Here is a 25,537-nt window from a genome sequence, read left to right on the forward strand (position 1 = left end):
AGGAATGACATGGGCAACTTGAACAACGGCGCGCTCGAGCGCAACGACTCACGTCGTGTGGCACTGGTCACGGGCGGCTCGCGGGGTATCGGCCGCGCCTGCGCTGTCGGTCTGGCGGAGGACGGCTTTGATATCGCCGTCGTCTATGCCGGCAGCGTCGATGCGGCGCGCAAGACGTGCGAAGCCTGTGAGGCGGTTGGCGCCACGGCACGCGCATATCAATGCGACGTGGCCGATCCCGCTGCTGTCAACGCGTGCGTGGAAGCGGTCCTCAACGACTTTGGTTCCATTTGGGCGCTCGTCAACAACGCCGGCATCACCCGCGATGGCCTGCTCATGCGCATGGGCGATGACGCATTCGATCGCGTGCTCGATGTCAATCTCAAGGGAACATTCAATATGACGCGCGCGCTCACCAAGACCTTTATGCGCCAGCGCGGCGGTTGCGTCGTCAACATGAGCTCGGTCGTGGGCCTGATGGGCAATGCCGGACAAGCCAACTACGCTGCTTCCAAGGCGGGCGTGATAGGGCTTACCAAGGCGGTGGCGCGCGAGCTTACGCCTCGTGGCGTACGAGCGAACGCGGTCGCTCCCGGGTTTGTCGAGACAGATATGACGGCAAAGCTCTCGGAGAAGGTGCGTACGGCAACCGAGGAACAGATTCCCCTTAAGCGCATGGCACGTCCCGAGGAAGTGGCCGGCGTGGTGCGCTTTCTGGCGAGCGATGCGGCTTCCTACATTACGGGCGAGGTTGTACGCGTCGACGGCGGAATGGCGATGTAGAAACCAGGGCCGAAGAACGGCTTGGATGAGGAGACCATGATGGAACAGAGAGTTGCAATCACCGGCATAGGTGCCGTATCGCCGCTCGGCAACACGGCGCTTGCCACTTGGGCGGCTATGTGCGCCGGCACGTGCGGTATCGGCCCGATTACGCACTTCGATACGGATGCGTTTGCTGTCAAGGTGGCGGCCGAGGTCAAGGGCTTTGACGGCAACGAGTACTTTGGTAAGCACGATGCCAAGCACCTCGACCCCTGCGTTCAGTTTGCGATGGCGGCTTCGGACGAGGCCATGCACGATGCGGGCCTTGATGTCGAAGGCGCCATCGATCGCGAGCGCCTGGGCGTCTACGTGGGTTCAGGCGTGGGCGGCATGCAGACACTCGTCGACAACGTCCACACGATTGCCGATCGAGGGCCTCGCCGTGCATCACCCTATATGATTGCGATGATGATCCCCAACATGGCTTCGGGCAACATCGCGATTCGCCATAAGGCAAAGGGCCCGACCCTACCCGTCGTGACTGCCTGCGCGACTTCTGCCCATGCGGTGGGTGAGGCGTTCCGCGCCATCAAGCACGGCTATGCCGACGCGATCCTCGCGGGCGGCGCCGAGGCCGCAATTATCCCCGATGCCGTTGCGGGCTTTACGTCCTGCCGCGCATTGACCACCAACCCCGATCCCGCGACGGCCTGCCGTCCGTTCGATGCAGACCGCGACGGCTTTGTGATGGGCGAGGGCGCCTGCGTGCTCGTGCTCGAGAGCATAGAACATGCGCAGGCGCGCGGTGCGCACATTTACGCCGAGGTCGTGGGCTACGGCAACACCGATGATGCCTATCACATCACGAGCCCCGATCCCGAGGCTGCCGGCATTGCCCGTGCGATATCGCTGGCGGTGGCCGAGGGCGACGTTAAGCCTTCCGAGGGCCTCTACATCAATGCCCACGGCACATCGACCAAGCTCAACGATTCGTCCGAGACGGCGGGCATTAAGCGTGCGCTCGGCGAGGACGCGGCGCGCGCCGCGCACGTCTCGTCGACTAAGTCGATGACCGGCCACATGATCGGCGCCACGGGTGCCATCGAGGTCATGGCCTGCGCCATGGCGCTCGAGCAGGGCGTGGTGCCGCCGACCATTAACTACCACACGCCCGATCCCGCCTGCGATCTTGACTACACGCCTAATCGCGCGGTTCGCGTCGACCTTACCTGGGCGCTTTCGACCAACCTGGGCTTTGGCGGGCACAATGCCGCCATCGCGCTGCGTAGATATACGAGGAGCTAGAGCATGGATTCCAAAAGACTTGCCGAGATAGCCGATGTTATGGAGGACCGCGGCCTCACGCGCGTACGCGTTGAGGAGCCCGATGGCACCGCGGTCGAACTCGAGCGCGCGAGCGCCGCGCAGCCGGTTGCCGTGCCCATGCCTATGCCGGGTGCCGTGACTGCTCCGGCGGTGGCTCCTGTCGCCATGCCTGCCGCCGCACCGGAGCCCGCCGCGCAGGCGCCTGCCGCCGCACCGGAGCCCAAGGGCACCGAGGTGACCGCTCCCATGGTCGGCGTTTTCTATGCTGCCCCGGCGCCGGGCGACGAGCCGTTTGTGCACGTGGGCTCCAAGGTCAAGGCCGGTGAGACCCTCTGCATCATCGAGGCCATGAAGGTTCTCAACGAGGTGACGGCCGAGGCAGACGGCGAGGTGCTCGAGATCTGCGTGGCCGACGGCGACCTCGTGGAGTTCGGCAGTTGCCTTATGAGGATCGGATAGGTGATGTCCATGAACAAAGAAGAGCTCAAGAAGCTGTTGCCGCATCGCGAGCCGATGCTTTTGCTCGACGAAGCCGAGCTGGTGGGCGACGAGGCCCACGGCAAGATCACGATTACGGGTGACGAGTACTTTTTGCAGGGGCATTTTCCGGGAAACCCGGTAGTCCCCGGCGTGATTCAGTGCGAGATGCTCGCCCAAAACTGTTGCGTGCTGCTGATGGGCGACGAGGAGGCGCGCGGCGCGACGCCGTTCTATACGAGCCTCGATAAGGTGCGCTTTAAGCGTCCGGTGCGCCCGGGCGACACGGTTGATCTGGTGTGCAACATCACGCGTGCGCGCGGGCCGTTCCGCTTTGCGACGGGTACTGCGAGCGTCAACGGTGAGGTTTGCTGCCGCGCCGATATGTCTTTTGCACTCATGCACGAAAGTTAAGGAAGGCTCATGTTCGACAAAGTGCTCATCGCCAACCGCGGCGAAGTCGCGGTCCGTGTTATCCGTGCGTGCCGCGATATGGGCATCAAGACCGTCGCCGTTTATTCCACGGCCGATGCGGACGCGCTGCACGTGCAGCTTGCCGACGAGGCGTATTGCATCGGTGGCCCGCGTCTTGCCGAGAGCTACCTCAACGACGATGCCGTGCTCACCTGTGCCGTAAAGTCGGGCGCCAAGGCAATTCATCCCGGCTATGGCTTTTTCTCCGAGAAGGCGAGCTTCGTGCGCGACTGCGACAAGTATGGCCTGACGTTTGTCGGTCCTTCGGCCGAGGTCATCGACAGCATGGGCGACAAGGACGCCGCACGTCGAACGGCTGCCGCGGCGGGCGTGCCCATCGTGCCGGGCTGCGATTTGCTCAAAAGTCCCGAGGAGGCAACAGCCGAGGCCGAGCGCATCGGCTGTCCCGTGCTCATCAAGGCGCGCGCAGGCGGTGGCGGCCGCGGTATTCGCAAGGTCGAGCGCGTGGAAGATGCGGCAAAGGCGTTCATCGAGGCGCGTGCCGAGGGCGAGGCCGTCTTTGGCGACGGCGAGTGCTACATGGAGAAGTTCGTCGCGCCGGCGCACCATGTCGAGGTGCAGATTATGGCCGATAAGCAGGGCCATGTGTTTTCGCTCGGCGAGCGCGAGTGCTCGGTTCAGCGTCGCAACCAAAAGCTGATCGAGGAGAGCCCCGCGCCGTGCCTCGACGGACGCGACGACATTCGTGCTCGCATGCACAAGGCAGCGCGTGACCTGGCTCGTGCCGTCGGCTACGAAGGAGCCGGTACCATCGAGTTCCTGTATTCGGACGACGGCAGTTTCTACTTCATGGAAATGAACACGCGCTTGCAGGTGGAGCATCCGGTTACGGAGTTTGTGACTGATACCGACTTGGTCAAGTGGCAGCTGCGCGTGGCAGCCGGCCAGCCTCTGCCCTTTGAGCAGGAGGACATGCCGGTTCGCAACCACGCCATGGAGTGCCGCATCAATGCCGAAACGCCGGACTTTCTGCCGTCATGCGGAACGGTCACCGCGTTGCGTGTGCCGGGTGGTCCGCGCGTGCGCTGGGATTCCGCCATGTTTACCGGTGCGAACGTTCCGCCGTACTACGACTCCATGCTTGGCAAGCTCATCGTGTGTGCGCCCACGCGTGACGGCGCCATTCGCAAGATGCGTTCGGCCCTGGGCGAGCTCGTGATTGAGGGCGTGAGCGAAAACAGCGAGCTTCAGCTCGACGTGCTGGCAAACGACGAGTTCTTGTTGGGCATGTATCACACCGATCTGATGGGGCATCTCTATGCTGATGAATAGAAAAGCGAAGACGGTCAACGTCCTCGAGGGGCCGATAACCGAGTCGTGCGCCGAGTTTCCCGCGCGCCACGTGTTTATCAAGTGCCCGGATTGCCGCCGTGTGATCGATGAGGCACGCCTGCACGACAACCTCGAGGTCTGCCCCCGTTGCGGCAAACACTTTCGCGTGAGCGGTCGCGCGCGCATGCGCATGACGGTCGACGAGGGCACGTTTGAGGAATGGGATGCCAATCTGGCGTCGGAGGACTTCCTCTCGTTTCCCGGTTATGCCGACAAACTCAAGAGCGTGAGCGAGCGTTCGGGCGAGCGCGATGCCGTTGTGTGCGGCAGGGGCAAAATCTGCGGTTGCGATACAGCTCTCTTCTTTATGGACGCCAACTTTATGATGGGCTCGATGGGTTCTGTGGTGGGCGAAAAGATCTGTCGCACATTTGAGCGTGCGACCGAGCTGGGATTGCCAGTCGTCGGCTTTACCGTTTCGGGCGGTGCGCGCATGCAAGAGGGCGTGACCTCGCTTATGCAGATGGCCAAGATTTCTGCGGCGGTTAGGCGCCACAGCGAGGCGGGCGGCCTGTATATCACGGTGCTCACCGACCCCACGACCGGAGGCGTAACCGCGAGCTTTGCCATGGAGGGCGACATTATCCTGGCCGAGCCCGATGCCCTGACGGCATTTGCTGGCCCGCGCGTGATCGAGCAGAACATGCACAAGCGCCTGCCCAAGGGATTCCAGCGCTCCGAGTTTTTGCTGGAGCACGGCTTTTGCGATGCCGTTGTTCCGCGTGGTGAGATTGCGCTCACGGTAGGCGAGCTGCTGGCGCTGCACGAAGGGCACGCGCCCGGCCTGGGGGCACCGCATGAGATCGTGCATACGGGTCGTCGCGACAAAAAGCTGGGACACTTGTTTAAGCGCTCGGCCGCACCAAAAAGCGCGCTCGAAATCGTCAAACAGACTCGCTCGGCGAACCGCGCCACGGCAGGCGAGATGATCTCGTTGGGTCTCGACGGATTCGTAGAGCTGCACGGCGACCGCTACTTTGGCGACGATGCTGCCGTGGTGGGCGGCATCGGCTGGAAAGACGGGCGACCCGTGACGGTTATCGCCATCGAGCGCGGTACCACGACCAAAGAGCGCATGCGTCGCAACTTTGGTATGGCACATCCCGAGGGCTACCGCAAGGCACGTCGCCTGATGCACCAAGCCGAGAAATTTGGTCGGCCGGTTCTGTGCCTGGTTGATACTTCGGGCGCGTTTTGCGGCATCGGTGCCGAGGAGCGCGGCCAGGGCGAGGCGATTGCCCAGAATCTCATGGAGATGAGCGGCCTTAAGACGCCGATTGTCTCGGTGGTGACAGGCGAGGGCGGCTCTGGTGGCGCGCTGGCGCTGTCCGTGGCCGACCGCATCCTGATGCTCTCGAGCTCGGCCTATTCGGTCGTGAGCCCCGAGGCCTGTGCGTCGATCCTGTGGAAGGATACCGAGCGCGCGAATGAGGCCGCTGAGGCGCTTAAGCTCACGGCCCCCGATCTGTTGGCGCTCGGCATCATCGACGGCATTGTTGACGATAGGGGCCTGTCGCATGAGGAGATCGCCGGTGTCGTCATGTCCTCGGCATTTGATGCCTTCGATACGCTTGGGCAGCTCGACGACGCGACCCTCACAAACCTCCGCTACGAAAAGTACCGCGCAATCGGTCAGTACCGCACGATGTGACAAAGGGACAGTCCACATGTCACATTGGGAAAGGCGTTCCATGTCACAAGTTTCTAACACCTCGTTTACAACGACGGTTTCATCAAACGCCATGGCCGTGGTGGACTATCTGTCCAAAAGCATGATGTCGGCGTTGCCGTTTATTGTCTGCGCGGCGCTGTTCCGCACCGTTGCCGTCATTATGGGCGAAGGCATGCTTGGTCTATGGCCTGCCGATTCCGAAATCTATCGCCTGTTTTACAGCTGGCTGTATAACGCCGGCTATTACTTTTTGCCCATCTATCTTGGTTGGGCCGCTGCCCGCCAGCTCGGTTGCTCGGAGCAGCTGGGCATGATGCTGGGCGGCGTATTGATTGTGCCCGATCTGCTTAAGCTCGTTGATGCCGCATCGACGACGGGGGCATCGATGACTTTCGTGTATGATCTACTTCCCGCGCCGGTCAACGATTACACGACGACTGTTATTCCGGTTCTCATCTCGGTGCCCGTGCTATGGCAGGTGGAGCGTTTCTTTAAGCGCACTATCCCTCAGGCTGTGGCGTTTTCTTTTGTACCGTTTGCAACCATGCTTGTCATGGTTCCGGTGTCGCTGTGTGTTACGGCGCCGGCAGGCAGCTATCTGGGCATGCTGTTGGGACAGCTTATGTTTATGCTTGGCAATTCCGGTGGCATCGTGTCGCTGCTCACGCTCATGGGGCTTGCCGCGGGCTGGGAGTTTCTTAAGATCGCGGGTGTCAGCAACGTTGTCCTATCGCTCGCCTATGCGCAGTTTATGAGTGTGGGAACGGATTCGTGCATCCTGATCGCCGCGACGATGGCAACGTTCGCCGTTTGGGGTATGCCCTTTGGCGCGTCGCTCCGCGTTGCGGATAAGGACGAGAAGGCGCTCATGCTGGGCTATTCAATCTCGGGGATTCTTGGCGGCGTAAGCGAGCCAGCGCTGTACGGATGCGGCTTTAAATATGGCAGGTGTCTGACGTGCATGGCCGTTGGCGGCGCCGTCGGAGGCCTTGTTGCGGCCGTGGGCCACGTTACGGCTTATACCATCGGTATGACGAATGTCCTCATGGTCATTGGCTTTGCCACGGGCGGCATCTCGAATCTGCTGTGGTGCTGCGCTGCCGGCGGCGCAGCATTTGCGGTGTCTGCGGCGCTGAGCTGCTGTTTTGGCGTGGTGCCGACAAAGATGCAGGCGGCAGAAGACGCAGCTGATTCGCTCGAAACAGTGGCGAGCGCTGCTGAAGCAAGCGCATAAATCTGTGCGACAAAAGGACGATTCCTTTGTCATATTCCAAGGCTGCGGCCCGTGTGGGCTGCGGCCTTTTTGTATCTGGAGGACAAAGTGGCTACACTACAATCCGTTTGAGCAATAGATATATAGGTAGTACCGTGGGGACTGATGAGGATGGTCGAGTGGATTGTTCGTCGTGCGCAGGGCGACCGTGCGCGCGTGGGAACGTTGACGGGCATAGTGTGTATTCTCGCCAATGTTGCGCTTTGCGCTGCGAAGGGTGCAATTGGCGTGCTGTCGGGATCGGTTTCGATTGTGGCGGACGCCATGAACAACCTGTCCGATGCCAGCTCGAACATCGTGAGCGTGCTTGGCTTTAAGCTGGCGGGCAAGCCGGCCGACCCCGAGCATCCTTACGGACATGGCCGCTACGAGTATCTCTCGGGTCTGGTCGTGGCGGCGCTCGTGCTGCTGATTGGCGTTGAGCTGGTGAAGTCCTCGGTTGAGCGCATCATCCACCCCGAACCTGTCGAGTTCTCGCTTGCCCTGGTGGCAGTCTTGGTGCTTTCGATGATTGTTAAGCTCTGGATGGCGGCCCTCAACCAAAAGCTCGGCGATCGCATTGAGTCCGAGACGCTGCATGCGACCGCTCGGGACTCAAAGAACGATGTCCTAGCTACGGGTGCTGTGCTGGCGTGCGCAATTGTTTCGCAGGTGACGCACATCAATCTTGACGCATGGGTCGGCCTTGCCGTTGGCGCCTATATTGGCTGGAGCGGCTTTGAGCTCATCCAGGATACGGTGAGCCCGCTTTTGGGCCAGGCACCCGATCCAAAGCTGGTCAAGCACATTCGAGACAAGATCATGAGCTACCCCGGCGTTTTGGGTGTTCATGACCTAATGGTTCACGATTACGGTCCGGGCAGGAAGTTTGCAAGCGCGCACGCCGAGATGGCGGCCGAGGCAAGCCCGCTGGAAAGCCACGACACGCTCGATAACATCGAGCAGTCGTTTAGGAACGAAGACGGCATGATCGTCACGCTCCATTACGACCCCATCGTGACCGACGACCCCAAAGTGGCGAGCATGCGCTTGCGCATCAACGCTATGGCTCAAGAGATTGATAGCCGCCTCTCGATCCACGACCTACGCTGTGTTCCGGGCCCCACGCATACCAACGTGATCTTTGACTGCGTACGTCCCTCGGATTTGGCGATGAGCGCCGAGGACCTGAAGCGCGCGCTGGCGAAACGGGTCGAATCGGAATATCCCAAGTCGGTCGCCAAGATCACGATCGACGAAGACTACGTAGGCCATACCCACGAGTAGGGCTGTGCCAGCAAAGCAAGTTATACAGAAGGGGAGAGCATGAAGCGTCTATATCTACTCCGCCACGGTCAGACAGAATTCAACGTTAAAAAGCTCGTCCAGGGCCGCTGCGATTCTCCGTTGACCGATCTGGGCCGCAAGCAAGCGGGAATGGCAGCCGCATGGCTCAAAGCCCACGGCGTCGTCCCCGACAAAGTGGTCTCTTCGCCCTTAGACCGAGCCATGGACACGGCTCAGCTCGTCGCATGCGAGCTCCTCGGCCCGGACACAGCAGTCGAGCCCTGCGAAGGCATCATCGAGCGCAGCTACGGCACCTTCGAAGAAGGCCCCCACGACGCCCTACCCACCGACGTCTGGGACCCCGGCGAGGACCTGATCCCATTTGGCGGAGAAGGAAGCCATGCCCTGCAGGAGCGCATGGTGGGCACCCTCACCAATCTCATGGGCGCCGAGGGCATCGAAACCCTCCTAGCAGTAAGCCACGGCAGCGCCAGCCGCCAATTCATCAAGGCTGCAGCCCCAGAGGGCTTCGAGCTCCCAACAAAACTCCCCAACTGCGCCATTATGATTTTCGATTTTGATGAGGCGGAGCCACAAGTAGAGGGCGAGCCAATGCAATGCAAGTTCACCCTCCAGCAAATAGTGGACCCCCAACAAAGTCATTAGCCTGAGCGAGCAGAGTTAAGCAGACATCAACGTGTCGTCTCCCGAGCACGGCGGAGGGCCGGAGAAATATATTAAGGTCATCGCGAGTTCCGCACGCAAAGGAGAGCACTTAATGTGCTCTCCGTCTTGCGCAGGACTGTAGAGCAGGGACCTTAATATATTTCTCCGGCCCTCCGCCGTGCTCGGGAGCCATCCACGCACTTTACCTGCGTAAACAATGTGAGTGAAATATGAATCTCGATGGATACGCCCGCAGCCGTGTATACTAAACAGCTGTGTGAAACCAGGGGAGTATTCTGGCTGGACAAAATGCCTGCTTAATAGGGTTGTCAGGTAGTCCGGGCGCAATACAAGACTGGGGAGCACGTCGTGTAAGTAGTGGTCCTCTAGGGGCGTACGCTCGGTGGTGTACGCATTGTCCCAAGACCACGCGAGAGTTGGGATCATATCTTGATCAGCATGATTCTCGGCCGCAAGATTGGCATGACCCAGGTTTGGGACGAGGACGATAACGTCGTTCCCGTCACGGTCATCCAGGCTGGCCCCTGCGCTGTCTCGCAGGTTAAAACTCAGGCAACCGACGGCTATGACGCCGTCCAGATCGGTTTCGGCGACATCAAGGCCAAGAACGTGAACAAGCCCATGGCTGGTCACTTCGCCAAGGCTGGCGTCGAGCCTGTCCGCTTCCTTCGTGAGGTCCGCGTCGAGAACGGCGAGGAGCACAAGGTCGGCGAGGTCGTCACCGTCGCTGATTTCGCTGATGTCGAGAAGGTCGACGTCATCGGTACCTCCAAGGGTAAGGGCTTCCAGGGTCGCATCAAGCGCTGGGGTCAGCGCCGCGGTCCTATGACGCATGGTTCTCACTTCCAGCGTCACCCCGGTTCTATCGGTCAGTGCGCCTATCCTGCGCGCGTCCTCAAGGGCGTCAAGATGGCCGGTCACATGGGTAACGAGCGCGTTACCGTCAAGAACCTTTCCGTTGTCCGCATCGATGCCGAGCAGAACCTCATCTTGGTCAAGGGCGCTGTCCCGGGTGCCAAGAATGGTCTCGTCGCCATCCGTATGGCCTAAGGGCCCAGCCCATTTAGCCCAGCGTCATACCAAGGAGAACACTTAAATGGCAAAGTTTGAAGTAAAGAACAGCGAGGGCAAGAAGGTCGCCGAGGCCGAGCTCGCCGCTGAGGTGTACGGCATCGAGCCGAACATCCACGTTATGCACCACATCGTCAAGTGCCAGATGGCCTCTTGGCGTCAGGGCACCCAGTCCGCTAAGGGCCGCTCTGAGGTTTCCGGTGGCGGCAAGAAGCCTTGGCGTCAGAAGGGCACCGGCCGTGCCCGCCAGGGTTCCATCCGTGCTGCCCAGTGGCGTCACGGTGGCGTTGTCTTCGCCCCCAAGCCCCGTTCCTACGCTAAGCGTATGAACAACAAGGAGGTCAAGCTGGCTATGCGCTCCGCGCTGTCCGCCAAGCTGGCCGATGGCGAGCTCGTGCTCGTCGACGACTACGGCTTCGAGAAGCCTTCCACCAAGGCTGCCGTTGCCATGCTCAAGGCTCTTGGCCTTGAGGGCAAGCGTCTGACCATCATCGTTCGCGATGAGGACGTCAACGCCTACCTGTCGTTCCGCAATATTCCCAAGACGTTCATCATCACCGCTGACGAGGCCAACACCTACGATCTCGTCAACAACAACGCTGTGCTGATGCCCGCCGACATCGCCGCTCACTTCGGGGAGGTGCTTGCATAAATGACCGCCCACGAGATCATCATCCGTCCGATCGTGTCCGAGCGTTCCTTCTCCGGCATGGAGCAGAACAAGTACACGTTCGAGGTCGCCAAGGATGCTAACAAGTATCAGATCAAGGACGCTGTCGAGGAGATCTTCAGCGTCAAGGTCGTTCGCGTGAACACCTTGACGGTCAAGCCCAAGACCAAGCGCGTGCGCTATGTCGCCGGCAAGACCCGTTCTTGGAAGAAGGCCATCGTCACGCTGGCCGAGGGCGACACCATCGAGGTCTTTGGCAACCAGGCCTAAGACTCGCTGCTGTTGAGTGAGCTCATGCCTCCCAAATAGGGGAGGCGAGAGCTCAAGGTTTCGGGCGTATAAAATGGACACGCCCGGAACCGTGTATACGTCCGGTGTCATCGCACCCGAGGCAGAACCTCGAATCCCTGTCTGCGATGGCTAACGGATTCCTATTGAAAGGGATTGTAATGGCTGTAAAGCACCTTAAGCCGACCTCCGCTGGTAGGCGTTGGCAGACGATCTCCGATTTCTCCGAGATCACCTGCACCAAGCCCGAGAAGTCTCTTCTCGAGCCCCTGCCCAAGAAGGCCGGTCGTAACAACAACGGCCGCATCACCACCCGCCACCAGGGCGGCGGCGTGAAGCGTCGTTACCGCGTGATCGACTTCAAGCGCAACAAGGACGGCGTGCCCGCCAAGGTTGCCACGATCGAGTACGATCCGAACCGTTCCGCTCGCATCGCTCTGCTGCACTACGCTGACGGTGAGAAGCGCTACATCCTGGCCCCCAAGGGCCTCGAGGTCGGTCAGACCATCATGTCCGGTTCTGACGCCGACATCAAGCCGGGCAACGCTCTGCCCCTCGCCGACATCCCCGTCGGTACGCTCATCCACGCCGTCGAGTTCCAGCCGGGCAAGGGCGCTGCTATCGCCCGTTCCGCCGGTAATTCCTGCCAGCTGATGGGTAAGGAGGGCAAGTACGCTATCGTCCGTATGCCTTCCTCCGAGATGCGCCGCATCCTCGTTACCTGCCGCGCCACCGTCGGTGAGGTCGGCAACGCCGATCACGCCAACATCGTCATCGGCAAGGCCGGCCGTAAGCGTCACATGAACGTGCGCCCGACCGTCCGCGGTACCGTCATGAACCCTGTCGACCACCCGCACGGCGGTGGCGAGGGCAAGAACCACACCTCTGGTCGTCCCTCTGTTACCCCCTGGGGTAAGCCGACGAAGGGCCTTCGTACGCGCAAGAAGAAGAAGGTCTCGAACCAGCACATCATTCGTCGCCGTAAGAAGTAATTTCGGATACCGAGTTTTAGGAGAAAGCACTTATGAGCAGAAGTCTCAAAAAGGGCCCGTTCGTGGAGACTCGCCTTCTCTCGCGTATCACCGCGATGAACGAGGCTGGCAAGAAGGACGTCGTGAAGACCTGGTCCCGCGCGTCCACCATCTTCCCCGAGATGGTTGGTCACACCATCGCCGTCCACGACGGCCGCAAGCATGTGCCCGTGTATGTTACCGAGTCCATGGTTGGTCACAAGCTCGGCGAGTTCGCGCCGACTCGTACGTTCCGTGGCCACAAGGCCAAATAGGGGGTTAACCGTAAATGGCAACTAAGTCTATTGAAACTGAGGCCACCGAGGTTCGCGCCGTCGCTAAGTACGTGCGTGTTTCCCCCAGCAAGGCCCGCCTGGTGGTCGATCTGATCCGCCGCAAGCCTGTCGCTCAGGCCTTCGACATCCTCCACTTCTGCGACCGCGCCGTCGCCGTGGATGTCGAGAAGGTTCTCCGTTCCGCCGTTGCGAACGCCGAGAACAACAACGGTCTGCGTGCCGACAACCTGGTTGTCGCCGCTGCCTATGTTGACGAGGGTCCGACGCTTAAGCGCATCCGTCCCCGCGCCAAGGGTTCCGCTTCTCGCATTCTGAAGCGTACTTCCCACATCACCGTCGTCGTTGCTCCTCGAAAGGAGGCGTAAAGCTGTATGGGTCAGAAAGTCTACCCCACCGGCTTCCGTCTTGGCATCACCGAGAACTGGCGCTCCCGCTGGTTCGCAGAGAAGGATTACGCTAAGACCCTCGGTAACGATCTCGAGATCCGCAAGTACCTCGAGAAGCGTCTTTCCCGCGCAGCTGTCTCCCGCGTCGAGATCGAGCGCGCTGGCGACAAGGTGAAGGTCATCATCCTCACCGCTCGCCCCGGCGTTGTCATCGGTAAGAAGGGTGCCGAGATCGATACCCTCCGCACCGAGCTCGAGAAGGTCGCTGGCGTCTCCAAGGGCCAGCTCTCCGTCGACGTTGTCGAGATCAAGCGCCCCGAGCTCGACGCCAACCTCGTTGCTCAGTCTATCGCCGAGCAGCTCGAGGGCCGCGTTGCCTTCCGTCGCGCTATGCGCAAGGCTGTCCAGTCTGCCCGCAAGGCCGGCGCTAAGGGCATCCGTATCCAGTGCTCCGGTCGTCTCGGCGGTGCCGAGATGGGCCGTCGTGAGTGGTACCGCGAGGGTCGCGTGCCTCTGCACACCCTCCGTGCCAAGATCGACTACGGCACGGCTGTCGCCAGCACCACCATGGGCGCTTGCGGCGTGAAGGTCTGGATCTACCTGGGCGAGAAGCTCCCGGGCCAGCCTGTTCCCAACCCTGCACTCGAGGGCTCTTCCCGTCCTCGTCGTCGTAACTCCGAGAGGAGGGGTCAGTAGTGCTTGCCCCTAAGCGTATTCTTCACCGCAAGGTGCAGCGTGGCTCCATGAAGGGCCAGGCCAAGGGTAATACCGAGCTGCATTTCGGCGAGTTTGGTATCCAGGCTCTCGAGGCCCATTGGATCACCAACCGTCAGATCGAGGCCGCTCGTATTGCCATGACCCGCTACATGAAGCGTGGCGGTCGTGTCTACATCACGATCTTCCCCGATAAGCCCATCACCAAGAAGCCTGCCGAGACTCGCATGGGTTCTGGTAAGGGAAATCCCGAGGAGTGGGTGGCCGTCGTCAAGCCCGGCCGCATCATGTTCGAGGTCAAGGGCGTGCCCGAGGAGGTCGCTCGCGAGGCTCTGCGTCTTGCACAGCACAAGCTTCCCATCAAGACCAAGATTGTTGCTGCCAAGAACGCTGAGCAGCGCATCGAGAAGGAGATGGCTGAGGAGGCCGCTCTCGAGGCCAAGTGGGCTGCTGAGGACGCCGCCGCCGCCAAGGAGGAGAACTAATGAAGCCCGCAGAGATTCGTGAGCTCTCGGACGCTCAGCTCGTTGAGAAGCTGAAGGAAATGCGCGCCGAGCTCTTTAACCTTCGTTTCCAGATGGCCACCAGCCAGCTGGACAACACCGCTCGCGTCAACACCGTGAAGAAGGACATCGCTCGCGTCCTCACGGAGCAGCGCGCCCGCGAGATCGCAGCGGAGAAGTCCGCTGTCGCCGAGTAGGACCTAAGGAGAGAACATGACTGATTCGCGTAACTCGCGTAAGGTCCGTACGGGTGTCGTTACCTCCGTCTCCGGTGCCAAGACCATTGTTGTCACCATCACCGAGCGCAAGCGTCACCCCAAGTACGGCAAGATGATGACCAGCTCCAAGAAGCTGCACGCTCACGACGAGGAGTGCACGGCTGGCGTGGGCGACACCGTCCGCGTTATGGAGACCCGTCCTATGTCCAAGATGAAGCGTTGGCGCCTCATCGAGGTCGTCGAGCGCGCTAAATAAGCAGTCGCTCTTACGACTTGTACGTTTCCGAAGATGTGCGTATGCCTGGCTTGCATACCACGGGCCGTATACAGGCTGCGCACCTCTCTTCGGTTCTTAGTTCGGAGGAACATCTACCATGATTCAGATGCAAACCATGCTGAACGTCGCCGACAACTCCGGCGCTCGCAAGATTCGCTGCATCAAGGTGCTTGGCGGTTCCAAGCGTCGTTATGCAGGCATCGGCGATGTGTTCATCGGTGCTGTCCAGGAGGCTACCCCTGGCGCCAACGTCAAGAAGAAGGACGTTGTCCGTTGCGTCGTCGTTCGCACCGTTAAGGAGATCCGCCGCAAGGATGGCTCCTACATTCGCTTTGATGAGAACGCCTGTGTTGTCATCAACAACGATGGTTCGCCCGTCGGCACCCGTATCTTCGGGCCCGTCGCTCGCGAGCTTCGTGACAAGAAGTACATGAAGATCGTCTCGCTCGCTCCCGAGACCCTGTAGTTAGGGGAGATATATGTATATCAAGAAGGGCGATAAGGTCCAGGTTCTCTCTGGTAAGGATCGCGGCAAGCAGGGCGTTGTCCTGCGTGCTCTCCCCGCCGAGAACAAGGTCGTTGTCGAGGGCGTTTCGGTCGTCAAGAAGGCCGTCAAGCCCAACGCTGCCAACCAGCAGGGCGGCATCGTTTCGCAGGAGGCTCCCATCGACGCCTCCAACGTCAATCTCGTCTGCCCCGAGTGCGGTAAGGTTACCCGCGTCGGTCACGAGAAGGACGGCAAGAACAAGCTGCGCGTCTGCAAGAAGTGCGGCCACAAGTTCTAAGCTGCCCGCAACATCAAGTTGCTAGCAAAGGCCCGGATGCCACGGCACCCGGGCCTTTTTCTATCCCCACTCGATGGCTTCGGTTCTGCCGTCCCGTCATTCCGGTTGCATCCAGTTTTCGGTGCCGTCTCGAATCGAGTGCCGCCAGGTGATACCCTGTCGCGTTTCGTCGGCTTCGGGGACAAAAGTCGGGACAACTCCAAAAACTATTTTCGAACTCAGGGCTTTGAGTTTTTGTTTTTGTCCCAAAGGGCGCGGCGGGATGCCTTTGGAGGCTCGATAGCGCCGAAAACGCCCGTTTTGAAACTTAAATGCCTTTTCGCGTGCAAGCCGCCAGCTGCAATAGGAAGTGAATCAACGCATGTGGCTTTCAAGCAGTTTGCAAAACTGCAGGTCGCAGGTCTTCATTGCCAGTAGGAGAAATGAGTAGTCTCAGGTGGCTTGCCCATGAGTTGACGAACGGGATTTGAGATTACGCTGACGTCCGGAAACGCTTCGAGCACGGCGTTACGTTTTTGGGGTTTGGGCGTAGCCCCTGCACCCGCGAGCGCGGGCCTTAAGCCCGCCGAGAGGGTGACGCGTCGAAAACGAAGGGGAAAGAGAGAAGGGGCCGTCCCTATCATTCAGGTTGCGACCGAAGAAGACAAGGAGACCCCCTGAGCCTGAATGATGCCCCACAGACCGCGTCCGACCGAGCTCAAGCCGAGCTTTTCCTGACGTCCGCCTTCGCGAAGATGATGGCTGGATTGGCTATGGATTGGCAACACTTATTTGGACGATTCCGGGAGGGACGGCCCCGCCTCCCTGAACTCGACCGGCGACATGTAGCCCAGCGTCGAGTGGATCCTGAAGTTGTTGTACCAGTGCACGTAATCCAAGAGCTTGACTCGGAGCTCGCGCGTCCCTCCTCGGTCCTTCGGAGTGGCCGACGATCTCCCCGTTGCAGAGGTCGACGAGCAGGCAGACGTAGTTCCACGACGCCCCGACGCGCACGCAGGCCAAGTCGCTGCATATATGGGTGCACGGCGCCCTGCCGCCGAAGCCGCGCGCGACGACGTTCGACACGTCGGCCTCGTTGACCGCCCCGGGGTGCACCTTGAACCTCTTCCTGCCGTATGCGCCGGCCAGGCCGTTCTCCCTCATGATGCGGCAGACGCGGCGCCGGCTGACGGTAACGCCCGACCTCCCGGGCGACGCCTTGATCTTGCGCGATCCGTTCCGGCCCTTGCTGGCGGCGTGCGCCGCCGCGGCCGCCGTCGCCCCCGACATTAAGGTCCTCAAGGGCCGCGTCGTCTCCGGCGACCAGTTCGTCTCGCCCGCGGAACAGAAGGAGCGAATCCTCGCGACCTTCGGCGACCTGTGCTGCGAGATGGAGGGCTGCACCATCGCGCAGGCCGCTTATCTCAACGGCGTGCCCCTCGTCGTCGTGCGCGCCATCAGCGACAAGCCCTGCGCCGAGGGCCGGGTCGTCGACTACAACACCTTCGAGAAGAAGGCCGCCTGCGACTGCGCCCGCATCGCCGCGCGCATGGTTAAGCTTTAGGCCCTGCGCGCCGGGGCCCTTCTTTATGTTGGGACCCCGGCGCGCCGGGCCCTTTCCAAAGCGAAGTGTCGAGCCGAAGTGTTGAGCGTCGGCCCTGAATGTTCAATGGCCGTTGTTTTCTGCCCCTCAAGTGGTGGACTTTTCCTCGGAGCTGTTGATTCCCCCACGCGCCCCCTTCCGTTCTCTGTTCTCCCCTTATACTCCTTGTACGAGGAGGTAAGAAGTCATGGACAAGACCACACAGGACAGCTTGGCAAAGAAACCCGTCGACATGAGGGACAGGATTCTCGAGCATCTCGAGGCCCTCACCTCTGCCGTCTCGCTCGACGACCTTGCCCGTCTGTCCACCTCCGACATCGCCGAGACGCTCATCATCTCCAGGAGCCTGGCGAGCCAGTACCTCAACGACCTTGTTCGCGCCGGTCTTGTGGTTAAGGTGGCGGGCAGGCCTGTCCGTTATTTTCATCGCCGCGCGTTCCAGAAGCGTTTTCAGGTAAAGCTCTCTGCAAGCGAGTACGCCTCGCTCGCCGACCTCATCCAGGCGACGGGAATCGCCGATCACCGCGACTTCGCGCGTGCCGTGGGCTTCGACATGAGCCTCAGCTCCGTTGTCGAGCAGTGCAAGGCTGCGGTTCAGTACCCTCCGTTTGGCCTGCCCATCCTCTTGAGCGGCGGCGTGGGTGTCGGTAAGTCTTTCCTTTCTCGCCTTGTGTACGAGTACGGCAAGAACCAGGGCTTGCTGTCCCGCGACTCCTCCTATGTGCGCATCGACTGCGCCGGGGTCCCGGACGCCGCCTCGTTCAACGGGCTTCTTAACGAGTCGATCGCGAAAGCGCGCGGGGGTGTGGTCTTTGTCAACGGCATCGAGGCACTCTCTCCCTCTGCGATGGAGCACTGCCTTGCGACGGCCCTCGGGCTCGATGCCTCCCAGGATGCGCCGCGCGCTCGCCTCGTTCTTTCGACGACGCTTTCCGCCGATGACCTGAAGGTTTCCTCGGCCTACAGCAAAATGCCCATCTGTGCCCGCGTCCCCTCACTCAAGGAGCGGACCCCCGAGGAGCGCGAGGATCTCATCTTGAGCTTCCTGCGCAGCGAGGGGTGCCGAATCGGTTCTGATGTGAAGATCAGCCGCGGCGCATACCGTTGCCTCGTGAACGCGGACTTTTCCGATAACATCGCCGGCTTGCGCGCCTGCGTGACGAACTGCTGTGCCAAAGCGTTCCTCAATCGCGAGGGCGACTACGTCGTCGTTCGCCCGTATCTTCTTCCCAGCGGGCTCCTCTCCTCCGCGCAGATCGATCAACAGCCCGACGATGGCGTTCTGATCGACGCGTCTCTGGATGCCGCCGAGAGCACAGGGCCGGTCGAGCAGGCGCTCGATGCCCTGTGCTCCCTCGATGAGCGATTCTGCGCCGGGGAGCTCTCTGTCTCCGAGCTTGTCTCGCAAGCTGTCTCCGCTGTGCGCGGCGTTGAGGATCACTTGATCTTCGACCACGGCGTCGCCTCCTCGAGGTCGCGCGCCTTCGAGCGCGTCGTGGGCGCGGTCCTTGCCGACGCAGGCTCTTCTTATGGCATCGAGCTTTCGAGGAAGGTCGCTTTTCTACTGGCCCAGGAGATTTGCCTGCAGTTGTGGCCGGGTATCGGCCTGGCTAAGCGAAAGTCTGCCTGTGCGGAGCAAATCTCCCATCTCCTCGGTGCCGTGACCTCCGAATTGCCGTTTGCCTCGAGTGTCTCCGATCAGGTCGCCGCAGACGTGGAAGGGGCGCTGGGAATCTCGCTCGATCACTTCACGAAGACGCTTCTGACGCTGTGCGTCGCATCGGAGTCTCGCGATGCGAAGGCCCTTCGGACGCTCTGCGTCATCTTGTCCCACGGCTACTCAACGGCGACGAGCATCGCCGACGCGGCGAACCGTATGCTCGGCATGCATGTGTACGAGGCTGTCGACATGCCCTACGACCAGCAGCTGAAGGACATCGTCGGTCCGCTCCAGCGCCTCGTCGACCGCCATTCCTACTGCACCGGGGTCGTGTTCCTCGTCGACATGGGCTCCTTGGAGGAGGCCTATAAGGCCCTCGAGAACGTTACCGACTCCACTATCGGCGTGGTGAACAACGTCTCTACCGGTCTTGCGCTCGAGATCGGGGTCGGGCTGCTCGGCGGCAAGTCCATCGCCGAGGTTCTTGGCGATGCGACCGCCGCGTGCGTGACGCACTGCAAGGTGATCGAGCGCGTCAACCGTGAGGACGCCATCGTCTTCTGCTCCGAGTCCGGGGTCGACGCCGCGGAGAGGATACGCCAGCTCGTCTCGCAGAGCCTCCCGCGCACCATAGGCGCGCGCCTGCTCACGAGGCCCTTCAAGCAGCTCGTCGCGAACGGGTCGAACGACGCCGTTTTCTCCGAGCACCGCGTCTGCGCCGTCATCGGCACGGGAGACCCCGGGGTCGCCTCCGTCCCCTTCGTCGCCCTCGAGGACATCATGTCGACGGCGTCCGCCTCTAAGGTTGATGCCGTGTTCGGCAGGTGGCTTGACGCTTCCGAGCTCTCTTCTTTCCACGAGAAGCTGCTCTCGAACATGACGCTGCAGAACGTCATCCGCTCCATCACCATCCTCGACCCGGAGCGGCTATTCCATGAGATCGAGAGCGCCGTGCACGAGCTTCAGCGTAGGACATGCGAGAAGATCGGCAGCAACGCCATCATTGGGCCCTACGTTCACCTCTGCTGTCTCGTCGAGCGCCTTGTTACCAGAAACCCCATTGAGACCTACGTTGGCCAGGACCGCTTCGAGGAGGAACGCGCCGATTTCATCGAGTCCTTCAGGCAGAGCTTCTCGAGCATCTCGACGCGCTATCGCGTAGAGGTTCCCGTAAGCGAGATCGCATATGTCTTCGACTACATAAGCGCGAGCGCCGCCCCGGCGCGAGAAGAGCGCCTCGGCTCCTCGGACCTCCTGCTCGACGAGTGACCTTCCCCGCGCCGCCGCAAGCTGACCGCGCGTCCTCAATAATCCGATAACCCCTTGCCCGGCGCGAATCCGGATAGCGCCGAGGCAGTACCGAACGCAAAACTTCATTTGATAGGAGCAAATATGAGTGTTGTTATGGCACGAATCGACAATCGCCTGCTTCACGGCATCATCGTGACGCAGTGGGCCCCGGTGTCGGGCGCGACCCGAGTCATGGTCATCGACGACAAGGTCGCCGGCGACGAGGTCCTGAAGTCCACCATGAGGATGGCGCGCCCCGCGGGCATGGCCGTTTCGATCATCTCCGAGCAGACCGCGCTCAAGAACTTCGCCGCGGGCAAGTACGACCGCGAGAAGGTCTTCGTCATCGCCAAGGAGCCCGAGACGATGCTTCGCCTGGTCGAGTCGGGCGTCGAGCTCCCGTCGCTGGTCGTCGGCGGCTCGCTCGTCAAGGAGGACGGCATCCAGCTCACCCAGCGCGCCTACGCCTCCGCCGAGAACGTCCAGAGCTACAAGGCGCTCATCGCCCGTGGCGTCAAGGTGACGGCCCAGTTCGTGCCCGCCGACAAGCCCGTCTCCGTCGCAGACCTCATCTAAGGGGGAAATATGGTCAACTTCACTATCCTGCAGGTCGTCCTTTTGACCCTGCTGGCCTTCATCAAGCACGTGGACTACTACGGCATCCCGATGATCTTCGTCAATTACGCCGTTTTCTGGGGCCTCATCACCGGAGTCGTCATGGGCGACTGGAAGACCGGCCTTGTCATCGGCGGCACCATTCAGCTCATGCAGCTCGGCGTCGCGGGCTTCGGCGGCTCCTCCATTCCCGACTACGGCACGATGGCCATCATCGCCACCGCCTACGGCGTGACCCTGGGCTCCGACACGGGCCTCGCCATCGGCCTGCCGGTCGGCATGCTCGGCATCCAGCTCGACGTCGTCGCCAAGATCCTCAACGGCTTTGTCGTCGAGAAGTCCCAGAAGTTCTGCAACGAGGGTAAGTTCAATCAGATGAACGCCATCCTGTGGGTCTGCCCCGCGCTCTTCGGCCTGTGCGCCGCCCTGCCCGTCTTTGTCTCCGTGACGCTCGGCCAGCCCGCCGTCAACTGGCTCCTCGAGGTCATGCCCCAGTGGTTCCTCTCCGGCCTCACCCTCGCCGGCAAGATGCTCCCGGCCGTCGGTATCGCCATGCTGCTCCGCTACATGCCAACCGCCAAGTACTTCCAGTACCTGCTCGCCGGCTTCTTCCTCTCGGCCTTCCTGAACGTGCCCATCATCGGCGCCGCCATCGTCGGCGTTGCCCTCGCGATTGCGTTCTACCAGCGTGCCGAGAGGGACACCGAGCTCGCCGCCCACGCTTCCGCAGACGCCTTCATCGGAGAGGATGAGTAACCATGGAAAACGAGAACATCACCGCCGTCGCCGAGGGCAAGCCCTCCGGCTACAAGGTCACCAAGAAGGACCTACGCAACGCGAACTGGCGCTGGCTCATGAGCGTGTGCACCTTCAACTACCAGACCCAGCAGGGCGCCTCAGTCGCCTACGCCCTCTCGCCGGTCCTGAGGAAGATCTATACGAACGACGAGGACTATAAGCAAGCGCTCAACAACCACTTCCGCTACTACAACACCCAGCCTTGGCTCGCCGCCATCATCCTTGGCGCCTGCGTGGCCATGGAGGAGCGCGACGGCCTAGCGGCGGCGGACGCCGTCCAAGACCTGAAGATCGGCACCATGGGACCGCTCGCCGGCGTCGGCGACTCCCTGCTCATGACCATGATCCCGACCATCATGGGCTCCATCGCCGCCTACATGGCCATCGAGGGCAACCCCGTGGGAGCCGGCATCTGGTTCGCGCTCATCCTGGCCATCTTCTGGGTCCGCATGCACGCCCTCGAGTTCGGCTACAAGCAGGGCGTGAAGCTCGTCACCGACTTCAGCGAGAAGCTTCCCAACCTCACTGCCGCCGCCTCCGTGCTCGGCCTCACCGTGGTCGGCTGCCTCATCGCCTCGGTCATCGGCGTCACCTGCCCGATTAGCTTCAGCTTCGGCGACGTCGCGATGGAGATTCAGCCGCTGCTCGACAAGATCCTGCCTGCCATGATCCCCGCCGCCATCACGGGAAGCGCGTATTACCTTCTTACCAAGAAGAACGCGAGCATGACGGCCCTCATCCTCGTGGTGATCGTCCTCGCGATGGTCGCCTCCGCCGCCGGCATCCTCGCCTAGCTTCGACCCAAGAGATTGGTGAATCAATGAGAAAGATAGTTGTGGCGAGCCATTCCCTTCTCGCCCAGGGCTTCAAGGACACCCTCGAGTTCCTTACGGGTAAGGGCGACGCCGTCAACGCCGTGTGCGCCTACGTGAACGACAACGGCGAGGGGCTCGACGCGGCGGTCGAGGCGGCTCTTTCGGGCACTGACGAGGTCGTCGTCCTCACCGACGCGTACGGCGGCAGCGTGAACCAGCGCTTTTCCCGCTTCGCCTCCGACCGGATCCACGTGATCGCGGGTGTCAACCTCCCGCTCGCCATGACGGTCGCGCTCGCGCGCCCCGACGAGAAACTCGACTTCGACGCCCTCGTCAACGAGGCGCGCCAGCAGATCATCTACGTGAACGGTGCCAGTTCCGCCGAGTGCGACGACGACGAATAGAGGAGGTCGACGATGAGAGAGTTCCTTAAGGACGTGTGGATGCACGGCGGTGAGGAAAGCCGCGCCATCACCCCCGAGAACATCACGGGCGAGAAGGGCCGCGCCGCCATGTCGGCCAGCCACCTCGGCGTCGGCCGCAAGGGCTCGTGCTGCGTGCCCCTTGAGTCCGGCGAGACCATCACGCTCGCGGACATCGAGGGCCCCGGCATCATCCGCCACATCTGGATGACCGTCCCCGACAAGACCGCCGCTGGCAGCTTCGTCATGCGTGACCTCGTGCTGCGCTTCTACTGGGACGACGAGGAGACCCCCTCGGTCGAGTGCCCTGTCGGCGACTTCTTCTGCAACGGCTTCGGTGAGCGCGCCATCGTCAACTCGATGCCCATCTGCGTGAACCCGACGGGCGGCATGAACTGCTACTTCGAGATGCCCTTCAGGAAGCACGCCAAGGTCACGCTTACGAGCGAGCACCCCGGGTTCATTAAGTACATCTTCTACACGTTCAACTACGCGCTCACCGACGTGCCGGACGACGCCATGTACTTCCACGCCCGCTTTAACCGCGAGCGCAGCACCCGCAGGGGCGTCGACTACACCGTGCTCGACGGCGTGCGCGGCAAGGGCTACTACGTCGGCACCTACATGGCCCTGTGCGCCCTGGAGCGCTATTGGTGGGGCGAGGGCGAGATGAAGTTCTTCCTCGACGGCGACGAGGAGTTCCCCACGGTCACCTCGACGGGAGCCGAGGACTACTTCGGCGGTGCCTGGGCCTTCCTCGACAGGCCGCCCCACGCGCTGCCCGAGGCGCAGTGCTTCAACACGCTGTTCGCCGGCTACCCGTACCGCTCGACGCGCGACGCCACGCGCGACCGCTTCAGCGCGGGCAAGCCGAACCCGAATCCGATGCTCGCGACTAACGACGACGCGCTGCCCAGGCACGGCCTCTACAGGTGGCACCTTCCCGACCCGATCTCGTTCAAGGAGGACCTGCGCGTGACGTTCCAGGACCTCGGCAACGACGACATCAAGCTCTACGAGCGCGAGGACGACATCTCCACCGTCGCCTACTGGTACCAAAGCGAGCCGCACGCCGTGCTCGCCCCGTTTGCCGCAAGGCAGGACCGCGTGCCCAGGTAGGGTCGCCTCGAAACAAGCCAACGTTATGGGCGCCCGCGGTTGACCATGACTGCGGGCGTCCCTTTGTAAGGAGGATCACATGAGCGAAAAGCAAATGAGGCTCGGCGCCCTCGAAGCCGGCGGGACCAAGATGGTCTGTGCCGTGGTGTCCGGCGACGGCGAGGTCCTCGACCGCATGGAGACCCCGACGCTTACGCCCGCCGAGACCGTCCCGCAGATGATCGAGTGGTTCACCGCCCGCGATGTGGACGCGTTGGGCATCGGCGCCTTCGGCCCGACCTGCGTCGACCCCAACGACGAGCGCTACGGCTCCATCCTCCAGACGCCCAAGCTCGCGTGGCGAGGCCATGGTCTTCGCGCCGCGTTCGCCGACGCCCTCGGGATTCCGGTGGCCTACGACACGGACGTGAACGTTGCCTGCCTCGGCGAAGTGGTCTTCGGCTGCTGCAAGGGGCTCGAGGACGCCGTCTACGTGACCATCGGCACCGGCGTGGGCGCGGGCGTCATGTGCGCGGGCAGACTCCTTCACGGCATGCTGCACCCCGAGGCCGGTCACATGCTGGTAAGGACCCGTCCCACCGAGGAGGGACGCTGCGTCTGCCCGAGCCACGCGAGCTGTCTCGAGGGGCTCGCCTCCGGCCCCGCCATCGCCGCGCGCTGGGGAAAGCCCGCGGCCGAGCTCGCGGACAACGATGAGGTGTGGGCGCTCGAGGGGGATTATCTGGGGCAGATGTGCGCGAACCTCGTGCTCATGTACTCGCCTCGCCGCATCGTCCTCGGCGGCGGCGTGATGCACCAGGAGCAGCTCTACGGCATCGTCCGCAAGAAGACCCTCGAATATCTGGGTGGCTACATCCAGACCGCCGAGCTTAAGGACATGGAGAGCTACATCTGCGCCCCGGGCTTCGGCGGCGACCAAGGAATCCTCGGCGCGGCCGAGCTGGCAAGAAGGGCGCTCGCGTAACTTGCGCTCTCTCCGCCATACAACGCGTTAAGAAAAGACGAGCGCTTCTTGCCAATTGAGCGGCAAGAAGTGCTCGTCTTTTGCATTTGTTTTTGGGGCAGGACGCCCCGCCTCCACTAGAGTCCCTGGACCGCCACACCCACGAGGTTTGGACCGGTGTGGACAAGAAGCGCGGGGCTGATGTCGGAGCGGACGACATCCACCGCGTTGGCCACGCGCTCGCACAGGGCCTGCTCCATGCGGTCGTAGAGGTCGGCGTGGGCCGAGGTGCGGCTCGCGGCAAAGCGCACCTCGGGGTGCTTCTCGACGATGGCGGCGATGAGCTTGGCCTCGGTGCGATGCGGTACTTGCACAGCCATTTCGTGTGCGCGAGGCTGTTGGCTTTCTGGGCCACAGCAATCACCTTCCCCCTAGCATGATGACCTGAACAATCCTCATGCTAGGGGGAAGGTTTTTGTCGCGTAGCGGAAATTGGCCTCCACCCGCTGAGCGGGTGGCTTTCTATGCCGCGCGTGCCGTGCGGCACGGACTAAAGTCCATGAATAAAAACGAGGAAGGCCACGTCCGGCCTCCCTCGCAAAGAGTCTCTGATTGCTCCCACTCATTGGGGACAGACTTACATGAGTGATTGCACTTATTGGGGACAGACTTAAATGAGTGCTCTTGAAATGCCGGCGCCTGGGGACGTTCTTTTTCTGTCTGCAGTTTGGGACGTTCCTTTTAATATGAGCAGGACATTGTCAAGAGGCAAAATCGGGCCT

Annotated in this window: 30 protein-coding genes and 2 pseudogenes; 29 read left to right on the forward strand and 3 right to left on the reverse strand. The window is 61.7% G+C overall.

Annotated features, from left to right (window positions below; all coding sequences use genetic code 11):
* Positions 1–9: 9 nt before the first annotated feature.
* From fabG to rplX, 21 genes and pseudogenes are all read left to right on the forward strand, one after another.
* Positions 10–783, forward strand: a complete 774-nt coding sequence (gene fabG / locus DWV43_RS04145; protein WP_117817115.1) for a 3-oxoacyl-[acyl-carrier-protein] reductase — start codon at positions 10–12, stop codon at positions 781–783.
* Between the two features lie 39 nt (positions 784–822).
* Positions 823–2,070 carry a beta-ketoacyl-ACP synthase II gene (gene fabF, locus DWV43_RS04150; protein ID WP_117817116.1) on the forward strand — a complete coding sequence of 416 codons (1,248 nt, stop codon included), beginning with the start codon at positions 823–825 and terminating at the stop codon, positions 2,068–2,070.
* A gap of 3 nt (positions 2,071–2,073) precedes the next feature.
* Positions 2,074–2,550 carry an acetyl-CoA carboxylase biotin carboxyl carrier protein gene (accB, locus tag DWV43_RS04155; protein ID WP_117765060.1) on the forward strand — a complete coding sequence of 159 codons (477 nt, stop codon included), beginning with the start codon at positions 2,074–2,076 and terminating at the stop codon, positions 2,548–2,550.
* A gap of 9 nt (positions 2,551–2,559) precedes the next feature.
* A complete protein-coding gene (gene fabZ / locus DWV43_RS04160) occupies positions 2,560–2,982 on the forward strand; it encodes a 3-hydroxyacyl-ACP dehydratase FabZ (RefSeq protein ID WP_117716456.1) in 423 nt (140 codons plus the stop codon).
* Between the two features lie 9 nt (positions 2,983–2,991).
* A complete protein-coding gene (locus DWV43_RS04165) occupies positions 2,992–4,335 on the forward strand; it encodes an acetyl/propionyl/methylcrotonyl-CoA carboxylase subunit alpha (RefSeq protein WP_117716433.1) in 1,344 nt (447 codons plus the stop codon).
* Complete coding sequence (gene accD, locus DWV43_RS04170) at positions 4,322–6,046, forward strand: acetyl-CoA carboxylase, carboxyltransferase subunit beta (RefSeq protein ID WP_117817117.1); 1,725 nt, start codon at positions 4,322–4,324, stop codon at positions 6,044–6,046. Before DWV43_RS04165 ends, accD begins: the two co-directional genes overlap by 14 nt.
* Positions 6,047–6,086: 40 nt before the next feature.
* Positions 6,087–7,301, forward strand: coding sequence for a PTS fructose transporter subunit IIB (locus DWV43_RS04175; RefSeq protein ID WP_147346261.1), 1,215 nt, complete (start codon positions 6,087–6,089; stop codon positions 7,299–7,301).
* Between the two features lie 150 nt (positions 7,302–7,451).
* Positions 7,452–8,606: a cation diffusion facilitator family transporter gene (locus DWV43_RS04180; protein WP_233539194.1), complete on the forward strand. Its 1,155-nt coding sequence runs from the start codon at positions 7,452–7,454 to the stop codon at positions 8,604–8,606.
* Between the two features lie 39 nt (positions 8,607–8,645).
* Positions 8,646–9,272: a histidine phosphatase family protein gene (locus tag DWV43_RS04185; protein WP_117817120.1), complete on the forward strand. Its 627-nt coding sequence runs from the start codon at positions 8,646–8,648 to the stop codon at positions 9,270–9,272.
* 450 nt (positions 9,273–9,722) lie between these two features.
* Positions 9,723–10,343 carry a 50S ribosomal protein L3 gene (rplC, locus tag DWV43_RS04190; protein ID WP_035137484.1) on the forward strand — a complete coding sequence of 207 codons (621 nt, stop codon included), beginning with the start codon at positions 9,723–9,725 and terminating at the stop codon, positions 10,341–10,343.
* A 46-nt stretch (positions 10,344–10,389) separates the two neighbouring features.
* Positions 10,390–11,016 carry a 50S ribosomal protein L4 gene (gene rplD, locus DWV43_RS04195; protein WP_006235032.1) on the forward strand — a complete coding sequence of 209 codons (627 nt, stop codon included), beginning with the start codon at positions 10,390–10,392 and terminating at the stop codon, positions 11,014–11,016.
* The gene (gene rplW / locus DWV43_RS04200) at positions 11,017–11,304 is read left to right on the forward strand and encodes a 50S ribosomal protein L23 (RefSeq protein ID WP_117817121.1); all 288 of its coding nucleotides are present in this window, start codon (positions 11,017–11,019) and stop codon (positions 11,302–11,304) included.
* A gap of 179 nt (positions 11,305–11,483) precedes the next feature.
* Positions 11,484–12,314, forward strand: coding sequence for a 50S ribosomal protein L2 (gene rplB, locus DWV43_RS04205; protein WP_055250219.1), 831 nt, complete (start codon positions 11,484–11,486; stop codon positions 12,312–12,314).
* Positions 12,315–12,346: 32 nt separating this feature from the next.
* Entirely contained in the window at positions 12,347–12,607 is a 261-nt protein-coding gene (rpsS, locus tag DWV43_RS04210) for a 30S ribosomal protein S19 (RefSeq protein ID WP_006235035.1), read from the forward strand.
* Positions 12,608–12,621: 14 nt separating this feature from the next.
* Positions 12,622–12,993 carry a 50S ribosomal protein L22 gene (gene rplV / locus DWV43_RS04215; protein ID WP_006235036.1) on the forward strand — a complete coding sequence of 124 codons (372 nt, stop codon included), beginning with the start codon at positions 12,622–12,624 and terminating at the stop codon, positions 12,991–12,993.
* A gap of 6 nt (positions 12,994–12,999) precedes the next feature.
* Complete coding sequence (rpsC, locus tag DWV43_RS04220) at positions 13,000–13,710, forward strand: 30S ribosomal protein S3 (protein ID WP_006235037.1); 711 nt, start codon at positions 13,000–13,002, stop codon at positions 13,708–13,710.
* Positions 13,710–14,105 (forward strand): annotated as a pseudogene (rplP, locus tag DWV43_RS04225) (50S ribosomal protein L16); the annotation flags it as partial. The gene rpsC and the pseudogene rplP, both read left to right, overlap by 1 nt.
* Before the next feature lie 107 nt (positions 14,106–14,212).
* Positions 14,213–14,428 (forward strand): 50S ribosomal protein L29, encoded by a 216-nt coding sequence (gene rpmC / locus DWV43_RS04230; protein WP_006235039.1) that lies wholly within the window; start codon positions 14,213–14,215, stop codon positions 14,426–14,428.
* A gap of 16 nt (positions 14,429–14,444) precedes the next feature.
* On the forward strand, positions 14,445–14,705 hold the full coding sequence (gene rpsQ, locus DWV43_RS04235) for a 30S ribosomal protein S17 (protein WP_006235040.1): 261 nt from the start codon (positions 14,445–14,447) through the stop codon (positions 14,703–14,705).
* 118 nt (positions 14,706–14,823) lie between these two features.
* Positions 14,824–15,192, forward strand: a complete 369-nt coding sequence (gene rplN, locus DWV43_RS04240; protein ID WP_006235041.1) for a 50S ribosomal protein L14 — start codon at positions 14,824–14,826, stop codon at positions 15,190–15,192.
* A gap of 13 nt (positions 15,193–15,205) precedes the next feature.
* Complete coding sequence (gene rplX / locus DWV43_RS04245) at positions 15,206–15,511, forward strand: 50S ribosomal protein L24 (protein WP_006235043.1); 306 nt, start codon at positions 15,206–15,208, stop codon at positions 15,509–15,511.
* 767 nt (positions 15,512–16,278) lie between these two features.
* On the opposite strand, the gene DWV43_RS10325 is transcribed toward rplX, so the two are convergent.
* Both DWV43_RS10325 and DWV43_RS10330 read right to left on the reverse strand, forming a co-directional pair.
* Positions 16,279–16,380, reverse strand: a complete 102-nt coding sequence (locus DWV43_RS10325; protein ID WP_231501554.1) for an IS3 family transposase — start codon at positions 16,378–16,380, stop codon at positions 16,279–16,281.
* Between the two features lie 292 nt (positions 16,381–16,672).
* Positions 16,673–16,780 (reverse strand): annotated as a pseudogene (locus tag DWV43_RS10330) (hypothetical protein); the annotation flags it as partial.
* Between DWV43_RS10330 and DWV43_RS04255 the strand changes: the two are divergent.
* The 8 genes from DWV43_RS04255 (at position 16,737) to DWV43_RS04290 (ending at position 24,776) form a co-directional block, all read left to right on the forward strand.
* On the forward strand, positions 16,737–17,054 hold the full coding sequence (locus DWV43_RS04255; RefSeq protein ID WP_229026325.1) for a 5'-methylthioadenosine/S-adenosylhomocysteine nucleosidase: 318 nt from the start codon (positions 16,737–16,739) through the stop codon (positions 17,052–17,054). The pseudogene DWV43_RS10330 and the gene DWV43_RS04255 overlap by 44 nt on opposite strands.
* A gap of 226 nt (positions 17,055–17,280) precedes the next feature.
* Entirely contained in the window at positions 17,281–20,022 is a 2,742-nt protein-coding gene (locus DWV43_RS04260) for a sigma 54-interacting transcriptional regulator (protein ID WP_117817122.1), read from the forward strand.
* Positions 20,023–20,145: 123 nt separating this feature from the next.
* Entirely contained in the window at positions 20,146–20,619 is a 474-nt protein-coding gene (locus tag DWV43_RS04265; protein WP_089572478.1) for a PTS sugar transporter subunit IIB, read from the forward strand.
* Between the two features lie 9 nt (positions 20,620–20,628).
* Positions 20,629–21,414 carry a PTS sugar transporter subunit IIC gene (locus DWV43_RS04270; RefSeq protein WP_089572477.1) on the forward strand — a complete coding sequence of 262 codons (786 nt, stop codon included), beginning with the start codon at positions 20,629–20,631 and terminating at the stop codon, positions 21,412–21,414.
* Positions 21,415–21,416: 2 nt separating this feature from the next.
* The gene (locus DWV43_RS04275; protein WP_089572476.1) at positions 21,417–22,250 is read left to right on the forward strand and encodes a PTS system mannose/fructose/sorbose family transporter subunit IID; all 834 of its coding nucleotides are present in this window, start codon (positions 21,417–21,419) and stop codon (positions 22,248–22,250) included.
* 26 nt (positions 22,251–22,276) lie between these two features.
* Positions 22,277–22,675 (forward strand): PTS sugar transporter subunit IIA, encoded by a 399-nt coding sequence (locus DWV43_RS04280; protein WP_089572475.1) that lies wholly within the window; start codon positions 22,277–22,279, stop codon positions 22,673–22,675.
* 12 nt (positions 22,676–22,687) lie between these two features.
* Complete coding sequence (locus tag DWV43_RS04285) at positions 22,688–23,812, forward strand: glycoside hydrolase family 172 protein (protein ID WP_172676343.1); 1,125 nt, start codon at positions 22,688–22,690, stop codon at positions 23,810–23,812.
* 79 nt (positions 23,813–23,891) lie between these two features.
* Positions 23,892–24,776, forward strand: coding sequence for an ROK family protein (locus tag DWV43_RS04290; protein WP_199569353.1), 885 nt, complete (start codon positions 23,892–23,894; stop codon positions 24,774–24,776).
* Positions 24,777–24,892: 116 nt separating this feature from the next.
* On the opposite strand, the gene DWV43_RS04295 is transcribed toward DWV43_RS04290, so the two are convergent.
* On the reverse strand, positions 24,893–25,129 hold the full coding sequence (locus DWV43_RS04295; protein WP_117817123.1) for a DegV family protein: 237 nt from the start codon (positions 25,127–25,129) through the stop codon (positions 24,893–24,895).
* Positions 25,130–25,537: the final 408 nt, after the last annotated feature.

The organism is Collinsella sp. AF05-9 (assembly GCF_003465595.1).
Lineage (GTDB): Bacteria > Actinomycetota > Coriobacteriia > Coriobacteriales > Coriobacteriaceae > Collinsella.